The following is an 8,056-nucleotide window of genomic DNA, read 5'->3' as shown; positions in this document are numbered from 1 at the left end:
ACTCGAACTTGAACTGCTGCGGCGTATTGTCTTTCACCGCCTTGGCCAGCCAGCTCATCTCATCGGCCGTCACCTTCGGTGGACGCCCCGGGATCGGCTTGGCCAGCAGGGCGTTTTGGCCGCCATTGGCAAAGTCTGCTAACCAGCGAAACACCGTGCGCGGGTTGACACCGTAGGCGGCTGCTACGCTTTGCACCGATTGGCCCTCTCGAATCGCCTTGACGGCTTGCTGGCGCATGACCTGGAGGGTGTGGTGGTCAATCCCGCGGGCGTCAGAGTTTCGTTTGCATTTCATGAAGAAAATTATCACATGAAATGGCATTACTTTCTAAAAGGTTAGTAGCATAAATAGCTTATTTCTTTAGTTCCCCTAAACAAACTGAAAGGGGCCCTCGGGGACTTCTATTCGTTTGAAAGTTAAAAAAGGCTGTTCGCAGCCTAGAAGCTGGTCTGGAGTCCTGGTCCGAACCGGGAACGGCTGACGGCCGCAGTTGGGGGCGACCAACGTTCCTTACATTAGGAGAGACAGGATAGGGAAAAATCCGGGCACTCGAGCCTTGAAAATTCAAATTAAATTTTCTATGAAATATAGAAATACAAATAGATTTTTTGCTAAGGCGGTAGCTAGGGGAATGACCGATGAAAACCATCTTTCTAGTGGACGACTCTGCGACCATTCTGCTCTCGGTCTCCAGCATTCTGACCAAGGCCGGTTACGCCGTCGAGAAGGCCGGTAACGCAGGTGAGGCACTGCAGCAATTCCACAAAGGCATCAAGACCGACTTGTTGATCACCGACCTCAACATGCCAGGCATGAACGGCATCGAGTTGATCCAGGAAGTGCGCAAGCTGCCAAGCTACCGTTTCATGCCGATCCTGTTCCTGACCACCGAGTCGCAGCAGTCGAAAAAGGCCGAGGCGAAGGCCGCCGGCGCCTCGGGGTGGATCGTCAAGCCGGCTTCGGCAGACGACCTGCTCAATACCATCAAGCTGGTGATGCGCTGATGATGGACCCTTTCCTCTTCTTGCGACGATCCCTGGGAGTGGTCGCGCTCATGGCAGCAGCGGTCGGCTTGGGCGTGTATTTCTTGTACGGCTGGTTCGACGGGGCACTGCTGCCGGCTCTCGGCTTGTCGCTGCCGCTGGGCCACGCCATCAGCGCCGCGATGCTGATCGCCGCTACCTACGCCGCTACCTACGCCGCTGCCTGCTTAGCGCTGAGTTTGCCATTTTTCAAACCATCGTCCGGGATGCCGCGCCATCAGGAAGCACTGGTGCAAGCTTCAGAGCAGTTAAGCGCAGTCAGCGAAGAGGTTGCGCGCGAACTGCTGTCGGTGCCGAGCTATAGCGACGTGCTGCGCAATCATCTCGACAACGTGGTGCAGCAGACCGAACAGGCCGCCTACAACATCACCGACCGGTTGCAGGCGATCGATGGCGTCATCGGGCATCTGAGTGAGTTCGTCACGACCAGCTCGTCGCATTCGAGCCAGCTGGTACAGAACTCCGAGCAGCACATCGCCGACAACCAGCGTCTGATCAGCAAGATGCGCGAATACATCGATCACCGCATCCATGAGGCTCGCGAAGACCAGGAACGGACCAGCCAAGTGGTCGCAGAGGCACGCTCGCTGCAGTCGCTGACCCAGCTGATCAAGGACATCGCGATGCAAACCAATCTGTTGGCGCTCAACGCGGCGATCGAGGCAGCCCGTGCGGGCGAGAGCGGGCGCGGCTTCGCTGTGGTTGCCGACGAGGTCCGCAAGCTGTCGGCCGAGACGGAAAAGGCGGTGCAGGCGATCAATCAGGGCATCACGGGCATGGCGGCGACGATTGAGGCGCAGCTGCAGGAAAAACTGTCGGCGGTGAACCTCAATCGTGAGCAGGCTACGCTCGGCCAGTTTGCCGACCAACTGGCCGGGCTCGGCAGCAGCTATGAAGGCCTGGCCAGCCACCAGACGCACATTATCGACAGCGTGAGCCGCAGCAGCGCCGAGCTGGGGCAAATGTTCATGCACGCGCTGGCTAGCGTGCAGTTCCAGGACTTGACTCGCCAGCAGCTCGAACAGACCAGCCATGCGCTGCGCCGGCTCGATGAGCATCTTGGCGTGCTCGCCGCGCGGCTGAGGCAGCCAGGGGAGAGCGACTCGAGCTATATGCCGCTCACGGCCCATCTGGATGCGCTCTACAGCGGCTACGTGATGGAGCAGCAGCGCCAGGCCCACCATTCCGTATCCAGTCAACCGGCACCAGCCGCCGGCCCCAAAATAGAACTGTTTTGAGCCCGCTATGACTGAGCGCCTGACCATCGTTGACGACATGACGATCTATCACGCGGCCACGCAAAAGCAGCAGCTGATCGATGCCCTGCGTGCCGCAGATGGGCTCGATCTCGACCTTTCGCTGGTCGCCGAGATCGATACTGCCGGTTTCCAGCTATTGCTGCTTGCCAAGCGCGAAGCGCGCCGGCTGGACAAGGCGCTCAATATCGTCGCGCACAGCCCGGCGGTGCGCGAAGTGGTGGATTTTTTCAATGTGGCTGCCGACTTCGGCGACCCGATCCTGATCCACGTACGGGAAGCTGACTCCGGAACAGGTAAAGCTCATGGATGAACTCCTCTCTGTATTCGTCACCGAGAGTCATGAACAGCTGGCGGCGCTTGAGGCCGCATTGCTGCAGCTCGAAACCGCGCCAGACGACGTCGACACGCTGAATGCGATCTTCCGTGCAGCCCATACGATAAAAGGCGGGGCCGGGGTTATCGAGTGCGGCTACATCGTCTCCTTCACTCATGTTGTCGAGAACGTGCTCGACCAGCTGCGTAACGGCGATATCCGGCTCGGTACCGATCTGGTCGCCGTTCTGCTGGCCTGCAGCGACCATATCGGCTTGTTGCTGGGCGAGCTCGAAGCCGGCCATGCCACTCCGGCCGATTTGTTGCTGGCCGACGGCGATGCCCTGCTGGCCCGCTTGCAAGGCAACGGGCTGGGGCTGGATGCGAGCCCCGTCCACTCCGCCGTTCCGGTCGACGTGCTGGAAAGCCTGGGGGGTGAAACGGCCGAGCCCGACTGCTGGCACATCTCGCTGCGCTTCGAGCCCCATGTTTTGCGTAATGGGATGGACCCACTGTCTTTTCTGCGCTACCTCGCCACGCTCGGCACCATCGTGCATATGGAGACGCTGGCCGATGCCATGCCATCGGCCGATGCGATGGATGCGGAGGCCTGTTATCTCGGCTTCGAGATCCGTTTTGCTTCTTGCGCCGACAAGGCGGCGATCGAGGGCGTGTTCGACTTCGTCCGCGACGATTGCACCCTGCACATCCTGCCGCCGCACAGTCGGCTGGCCGACTACATCGACCTGATCCAGGCCCTGCCGGAAGATGTCATGCGGTTGGGCGAGATCCTGGTGCGTGTCGGGGCGATCACGCAGGCCGAACTCGACGACGGGCTGCTCGCGCAGCAGACCCCCGCCGCCGATGGCGTTCCAGCGACCACCATACCGCTTGGCGAAATCCTGCAGCAACAACAGGTCGTGCGCCCCGAGCTGGTCGAGGCGGCCGTCGCCAAGCAGGGGCAGGTCCACGACAAGAAGGCTGCTGAGGCGCGCCTTATCCGCATTCAGGCCGACAAGCTTGACCGCCTGATCGATCTGGTGGGGGAGCTCGTCATTGCCAGTTCCAGCGTTGGCTTGCTGGCCAGTCGCACCGGCCGCAGCGAACTGCTGGAGGCCGCCTCGCTGATGACGCGTCTGGTCGAAAGCACGCGAGATTCGGCGCTGCAGCTACGCATGGTGCAGGTCGGCGATACCTTCAGCCGTTTCAACCGCATTGTGCGCGATGTTTCCAAGGAACTCGGCAAGGATATCGAGCTGGTCATCGCCGGCGGCGAGACCGAGCTCGACAAGAGCGTGGTGGAAAAAATCGGCGACCCGCTGATCCATCTGGTGCGCAACGCCATCGATCACGGGATCGAATCCACCGCTCAGCGCATCGCCGTCGGCAAACCGGCACGCGGCCGGCTGGAGCTGAACGCCTTTCACGATTCGGGCAGCATCGTTCTCGAGGTGAGCGACGACGGGGGTGGCCTCAACCGCGACAAGATCGTGGCCAAAGCCGTCGAGCGCAGCCTGATTCAGTCCGGGCAGAACCTGAGCGAGGCGGAAATCGACAACCTGATTTTCGAGCCGGGCTTCTCCACGGCAGACCAAGTCTCCAACCTATCCGGCCGCGGCGTGGGCATGGACGTGGTCAAGCGCAATATTCAGAGTTTGCGCGGCCGCGTTGACGTTAGCTCGAGCCCCGGCGCCGGCACCCGCTTTTCCATCCGTCTGCCTCTGACCATGGCCATCATCGACGGTTTTCTGGTCGGAGCGGGGCGTGTCAGCTACGTCATACCGCTCGACATGGTGGTCGAATGTCTCGAACTGCCACCACAAACCACCGATAACCATTATCTGAACCTACGTGGCGAAGTGTTGCCCTTCATCCGTCTGCGCGAATTGTTCGATCTGCCGGGGCAGCGCCCGTTGCGCGAGAACGTGGTGGTGGTGCGGGCAGGCAGCCAGAAGGCCGGTATCGTCGTCGACCAGTTGCAAGGGGAGTTCCAGACCGTCATCAAGCCTCTTGGGCAGCTGTTCCGCAGCCTTCGCGGCATCGGTGGGTCGACCATTCTCGGTAGTGGCGAGGTGGCGCTGATTCTCGATGTGCCGTCGCTGATACAGCAGATCATCCAGCAGGAAGCCTGCAGCGTGGCTTCACAGTTCCAGATCTCGACACCTTAGTTCATACCCGCGGTAGCACTCGATAAGGAACAACAACATGAAATGGTTCTACGATTTGAAGATCGCCACGAAGTTGATTGCTTCGTTTCTGGTGGTGCTGTCGCTGACTGCCGTGATGGGCGGTTTTGCCATCTTCCAGTTGGCCGAGGTGAACCAGGCTTCGACCGATATCAAGGATAATTGGATGCCCGCCATGGGGGCGGCCCAGGCGATGAAAACCAATATCGCCGATTACCGCATCAAGGAATTCCGTCACATCCTCGTGCAGAGCCCTGAGGACATGACGCGCATCGAGCAAGAAGCCAACCAGATCTTGAAGCAGTTCGAGGAAAACCGGGCTGCCTACGAGAAGCTCATTTCCAGCCCGGAGGAGCGTCAGGCTTATCAAGCGTTCATGGCCGACTGGGGGACCTATCAAGGTATCAGCAAGACGCTGCACGGCATCTCGCGTCAAAACAACAAGGCCGAAGCACTCACGCTGGCCAATGGCGAATCCAAGCGGGCGTACGATGCCGTGGGCTCCGGCATCGACAAACTGGTGCAGATCAATAATGACGGCGGTCATGCCGCCAGCGCGCATGGCGATGCGCTCTATGCCAGCGCACGGATCGCGATCATCGGCGTGCTGATCGGCGCGCTGGTTATCGGCCTGCTGCTGGCGCTGTTCATCTCGCGCATCATTTCCCGACCGCTGAACATCGCTGCCCGTGTTGCCGGTCAGCTGGCCGAAGGCGACCTGACCGCCAAGATCGATGCGACTTCCAAGGACGAAACCGGTCAGGTGCTCGCCTCGATGCAGAGCATGATCGGCAAATTGTCGCAGACCATCGGCGAAATTCGCCATGCCGCCGACAATCTGGCATCCGCTTCCGAGGAGGTGTCGGCCACGGCGCAGTCGCTGTCGCAAGGGGCTGCCGAACAGGCCGCCTCGGTCGAGGAAATCTCCTCTACCCTCGAGCAGACCACCGCTACCGTGACGCAGAATACCGAGAATGCCAAGGTGACCGACAACATGGCCGGCAAGGCCGCCAGCGAGGCAGCCCAGGGTGGTTCGGCGGTCAAGGAAACCGTCACCGCGATGCAGGCCATCGCCCAGAAGATCGGCATCATCGACGATATCGCCTATCAGACCAACCTGCTGGCGCTCAACGCGGCCATCGAGGCTGCCCGTGCCGGCGAGCACGGCAAGGGCTTCGCGGTGGTGGCTGCCGAAGTGCGCAAACTGGCTGAGCGCAGCCAGGTCGCCGCGCAGGAAATCGGTGAGCTTGCAGGCTCCAGCGTGAAGATGGCGGAGCATGCCGGTCAGTTGCTCGACGCGATGGTGCCGTCGATCCGCAAGACTTCCGATCTGGTGCAGGAAATCGCTTCGGCGAGTCAGGAGCAGAGTATTGGTGTGGCGCAGATTAACCAGGCGGTCAGCCAGCTTAACCAGACTACCCAGCAGAGTGCGTCGTCGTCGGAGGAGTTGGCTGCCACCGCCGAAGAAATGGGGACCCAGGCCGAGCAACTGCAGGGCTTGATGGCATTCTTCCGTACTACCGACACAGGCCAACAACACCGCCCGGCACCGAGCCGCAGCAACACTGCTTCGGTTCGTTCCGCGCCGGCACTGGCGCGTGCTGTGAACAAGGTTGCGTCCCATGCGGTGTCTGTCGAAGCGGAATTCGAGCGCTTCTGAAGGAGTGGTCCATGAGTCAAGCGACTGCACTGACCCGCCGTGATGCGTCGGCCGCTGACGCGGTGGAGGCTGAGGCTGGGGCCAAGCAATACCTGACCTTCACGTTGAACGCCCAGTTGTTCGCTGTCGGCATCCTGAACATCAAGGAAATCATCGAGTACCACCAGCTGACCGAGATTCCGCTGATGCCAGCCTTTATTCACGGCGTGATCAATCTGCGTGGGGCTGTGGTACCGGTGATCGACCTGTCGGCACGCTTCGGCGCAAAACCGACCGCTATCGGCCGTCGCACCTGCATTGTCATCGTCGAGATGCACCACAGGGTCGACGGCGCGGATATTCAGCAAGATATCGGCATCTTGGTCGACAGCGTCAACGAGGTGCTGGAGATTCCCGCCGATGAGATCGAGCCCGCGCCGGCCTTCGGCGCCACGATCCGTGCGGACTTCATCTTCGGCATGGGCAAGGTAGCAGGCCGTTTCGTCATCATCCTCGACTTGGACCGGGTCTTGTCGATCGATGAAATGGGCCAGATCGCCGCGCTTTCCCATGACGAGAAGGGATAGTCCAGCCCTGAATCACGTCATTTACACTGTTGTGCCTATGCTGCTGGGGGAGTGAGGGTCAGGTCCACGAAAGGGTGACAAACGTTTGAAGGTCCTTATCCCATCCCGGCCGGCGCTTCGCCGGGAGATCTCCTAGGGGGCAACATTCGTGTGGCATCAATCACTTCCCTTGCATTGCTCATTACCGGGGGGCTTATGGAGAGTCTCGCCATCTCCGATCAAGAGTTTGTGCTCTTCCAACGCCTGATCTACCGTCTGGCCGGCATCAATCTGACCGCAGGTAAAAAATTGTTGCTGGTCGGCCGCCTCGCCAGCCGCTTGCGCTATCACGGTATGACCCGCTTCGGCGAGTATTACCGCTTGCTGGCCAGCGGAGATCATCCGACCGAAGTGCAGTTAATGGTCGATCTGCTTACGACCCATGAGACCTATTTCTTTCGCGAGCCTGTGCATTTCGACTTCCTGCGCGAGTTTGCCGCCAGCCGGCGGGGCATGCCCATTAGGGTGTGGAGCGGCGCCTGCTCGTCCGGCGAGGAGCCGTATTCCATCGCGATGGAATTGGCCGAAACGCTCGGTTTGTCGGCCCCCTGGGAAATCGTGGCTTCCGACATCAGCCTGACCGAGCTTGAGCGCGCCAAGCATGGCCACTACCCGCTCGGTCGCGCCAGTGGAATTGCACCGGAGCTGTTGAAAGCCTATTGCCTTAAAGGCGTACGCAGTCAGGAGGGTACATTCCTGATCGGGAAGCCCTTGCGGGACCGGATCTGCTTTCGCCAGTTGAACCTGACCGACCTTGCCGGCTGCGATATCGGACTATTTGACGTGATTTTCCTGCGAAATGTCATGATCTACTTTGACTTGGAGACCAAACGAAAAGTCATGAGCAATATGTTGCCGTATCTCAAGAGGGACGGTGTGTTCATTGTCGGCCACTCTGAGACCCTGAATGGCATCACCGATGAACTGGTCTTGCTGCGTCCGACGCTTTATCGCCGGCCAGAGTCGAAGCCGTAATTTCCCGGCAAATAG

The 8,056-nt window shown here is 60.1% G+C and carries 8 protein-coding genes; 7 read left to right on the top strand and 1 reads right to left on the bottom strand.

The annotated features are described in order from the left end of the window. On the bottom strand, positions 1 to 295 hold a 295-nt coding region (locus QU481_RS19350; RefSeq protein ID WP_289828410.1), incomplete at its 3' end, for a helix-turn-helix domain-containing protein. A 344-nt stretch (positions 296 to 639) separates the two neighbouring features. On the opposite strand from QU481_RS19350, the gene QU481_RS19345 reads away from it, so the two are divergent. From QU481_RS19345 to QU481_RS19315, 7 genes are all read left to right on the top strand, one after another. Continuing rightward, positions 640 to 1,005, top strand: coding sequence for a response regulator (locus tag QU481_RS19345; RefSeq protein WP_289831635.1), 366 nt, complete (start codon positions 640 to 642; stop codon positions 1,003 to 1,005). A 50-nt stretch (positions 1,006 to 1,055) separates the two neighbouring features. Beyond that, a complete protein-coding gene (locus QU481_RS19340) occupies positions 1,056 to 2,282 on the top strand; it encodes a methyl-accepting chemotaxis protein (RefSeq protein ID WP_289831634.1) in 1,227 nt (408 codons plus the stop codon). Between the two features lie 7 nt (positions 2,283 to 2,289). Then, positions 2,290 to 2,613 (top strand): STAS domain-containing protein, encoded by a 324-nt coding sequence (locus QU481_RS19335; protein ID WP_289831633.1) that lies wholly within the window; start codon positions 2,290 to 2,292, stop codon positions 2,611 to 2,613. Next, entirely contained in the window at positions 2,606 to 4,783 is a 2,178-nt protein-coding gene (locus QU481_RS19330; RefSeq protein WP_289831632.1) for a chemotaxis protein CheA, read from the top strand. Before QU481_RS19335 ends, QU481_RS19330 begins: the two co-directional genes overlap by 8 nt. A 37-nt stretch (positions 4,784 to 4,820) precedes the next feature. Further along, on the top strand, positions 4,821 to 6,461 hold the full coding sequence (locus QU481_RS19325; RefSeq protein ID WP_289831631.1) for a methyl-accepting chemotaxis protein: 1,641 nt from the start codon (positions 4,821 to 4,823) through the stop codon (positions 6,459 to 6,461). A gap of 11 nt (positions 6,462 to 6,472) precedes the next feature. After that, positions 6,473 to 7,027, top strand: coding sequence for a chemotaxis protein CheW (locus QU481_RS19320; protein ID WP_289831630.1), 555 nt, complete (start codon positions 6,473 to 6,475; stop codon positions 7,025 to 7,027). Between the two features lie 195 nt (positions 7,028 to 7,222). After that, on the top strand, positions 7,223 to 8,041 hold the full coding sequence (locus QU481_RS19315) for a CheR family methyltransferase (RefSeq protein ID WP_289831629.1): 819 nt from the start codon (positions 7,223 to 7,225) through the stop codon (positions 8,039 to 8,041). Positions 8,042 to 8,056: the final 15 nt, after the last annotated feature.

Origin of the sequence: Crenobacter oryzisoli (assembly GCF_030385785.1) — a bacterium.
GTDB classification, from domain to species: domain Bacteria; phylum Pseudomonadota; class Gammaproteobacteria; order Burkholderiales; family Chromobacteriaceae; genus Crenobacter_A; species Crenobacter_A oryzisoli.
This window is presented reverse-complemented; position numbering and strand designations above follow the sequence as displayed.

Excerpts from the sequence above, each read along its gene's own strand:
- QU481_RS19345 (WP_289831635.1), top strand. The coding sequence starts at position 640 with ATGAAAACCATCTTTCTAGTGGACGACTCTGCGACCATTCTGCTCTCG.
- QU481_RS19340 (WP_289831634.1), top strand. The coding sequence starts at position 1,056 with ATGGCAGCAGCGGTCGGCTTGGGCGTGTATTTCTTGTACGGCTGGTTC.
- QU481_RS19335 (WP_289831633.1), top strand. The coding sequence starts at position 2,290 with ATGACTGAGCGCCTGACCATCGTTGACGACATGACGATCTATCACGCG.
- QU481_RS19330 (WP_289831632.1), top strand. The coding sequence starts at position 2,606 with ATGGATGAACTCCTCTCTGTATTCGTCACCGAGAGTCATGAACAGCTG.
- QU481_RS19325 (WP_289831631.1), top strand. The coding sequence starts at position 4,821 with ATGAAATGGTTCTACGATTTGAAGATCGCCACGAAGTTGATTGCTTCG.
- QU481_RS19320 (WP_289831630.1), top strand. The coding sequence starts at position 6,473 with ATGAGTCAAGCGACTGCACTGACCCGCCGTGATGCGTCGGCCGCTGAC.
- QU481_RS19315 (WP_289831629.1), top strand. The coding sequence starts at position 7,223 with ATGGAGAGTCTCGCCATCTCCGATCAAGAGTTTGTGCTCTTCCAACGC.